Genomic DNA, 1685 nt, shown 5'->3' with positions numbered 1-1685 from the left:
TCGACGTAGCTTGAGATTTCTGGTCATTCGCCAAAATACGGCAATCATCACGAGCGCGGAAATCAGGTACACTGCCCACGCAGCAAGGTATGAAAAACTTTCCAACTATCTATCCTTAAGCCTATATCAACTAAACAAGATCGAGCGAGCCCATCTCATTATTAATTCGCAATTTTTAGTGTAGTTCATCTGCCTGACAGCCATAACAAACTAAATTATGTAGTCTTCCCAATCGTCTTCTGAAACCAGGCTTTCGCTGATTGCTTTTGAGCGCACCGAAATGTGATTTTCATGCATCATAATTTTGCTACCCGCGATCAAGGGGTGCCACTGGGGTAGCGGCTTCCCTTCAAATAGCAAACGATAAGAACAAGTTTCAGGGAGCCATACCGAGACCTCAGGTAAATCAGTCACACTTAGGTTAAGACAGTCAGGCACATAATTGTTTCGCTTGGAATAGACAGTACACTGACAAGCATCCGTATCCAGATATTCACAGCTGATACAGGTAAACAGCAAGTCATCGCTGTCTTCATCCTGGAGCTTATGCATACAGCACTTACCACAGCCATCACACAGAGCTTCCCACTCTTCTTTCGAAAGCTGGTCTAAGGCTTTTTCTTTCCAAAAAAACTTATCTACCGCCAATTGACTCGTCTCACCGTCATTAATTTAGCCGTGCAAACTATCTTTAGGTGGCTTATATAAATCCAACATTTCCGGGTCTTTTGCTGGCGGCATCTGCAAATAAAAGCCTTTCTCAGCAATATCGTCCAAAATTTTCTTAGCATCCGCACGGGCCAATTTCTTTTCTGGCGTGAGTATCATATCCATCACATGCTCAGCTTGCCCAAATATTTGCATCAGTGCATCAGGCAAAGAAGTCAGTTCATCCGCTCGGTCGAGGTATAAGTACATTTCCTGCTTCTTTTTACTCTTATAAACCGAGCAAAATCGTTTCGTACTCGAGGTATATTGCGTCATCATTTCTCCTAAATTCCTAGCGCCTTTGACATTTTTTCTGCTAACCAAGGCTTGCGCCATCCCAAATACTCGTTAGGCAAACTTTTATCGCCATGCCGACGAACATTTATGACAACACGTTCTAACATTTTTCTTGAGCCCAGTAACTGAACAGCAATCCCCGAATCTTTGGCGACCTGCGCGACTATCGCTTTTAGCTTCTGGTAATAATCCAGCTCCCGGCCTCTAACCGGTCGGTCAATCGGGCGTAAGTCAATTTCTGAATCACTAAACTCCGCAATTATTTCCAACAATTCCTCGCCATAGCGGCGAATAGATTTATGCTGAATATCTTTAATACGCTTCAGGTCAGACAAAACTTCTGGATGTGTTTCAGCAATTTGAATCAAACTTGTATCTGAAAACACCCAAGGTTTAGGAATATTTTTTGATTGTGCCAAGTCATCACGCCACATAACCAGCGTTTTTAGTAAAGACTGATCCACCTTTTTAAGCTCACAGCCACCACGCAGCTTCAAATAAGCATTCTCTGGTGCATCCCAAGACTGAAAAAACTGCTGAACCAATGAAGCACTTTCTTCTAATACCGCTGCCATAAAAGACTTGGCTGAAAGCTGTGCCTGCAGCTCAGAATAAAGCGTCAGCAAATACTCAACATCTTTCGCAGCATAAGCTAACTGGCTATCAGACAAAGGGCGACG

The 1685-nt window shown here is 43.3% G+C and carries 3 protein-coding genes; all 3 read right to left on the bottom strand.

Features of this window, described 5'->3' with window-relative positions; translation table 11 throughout:
- Nucleotides 1-210 precede the first annotated feature (210 nt).
- Nucleotides 211-648 carry a YcgN family cysteine cluster protein gene (locus A3729_RS00710; protein ID WP_082865207.1) on the bottom strand — a complete coding sequence of 146 codons (438 nt, stop codon included), beginning with the start codon at nucleotides 646-648 and terminating at the stop codon, nucleotides 211-213.
- Between the two features lie 24 nt (nucleotides 649-672).
- The gene (locus A3729_RS00705; RefSeq protein ID WP_231872079.1) at nucleotides 673-987 is read right to left on the bottom strand and encodes a YcgL domain-containing protein; all 315 of its coding nucleotides are present in this window, start codon (nucleotides 985-987) and stop codon (nucleotides 673-675) included.
- A gap of 5 nt (nucleotides 988-992) precedes the next feature.
- The coding region (locus A3729_RS00700; protein WP_197475458.1) for an HRDC domain-containing protein at nucleotides 993-1685 on the bottom strand (693 nt) is incomplete at its 5' end.

The organism is Oleiphilus sp. HI0043, assembly GCF_001634935.1.
This window is presented reverse-complemented; position numbering and strand designations above follow the sequence as displayed.

Excerpts from the sequence above, each read along its gene's own strand:
- A3729_RS00705 (WP_231872079.1), bottom strand. The coding sequence starts at position 987 with ATGATGACGCAATATACCTCGAGTACGAAACGATTTTGCTCGGTTTAT.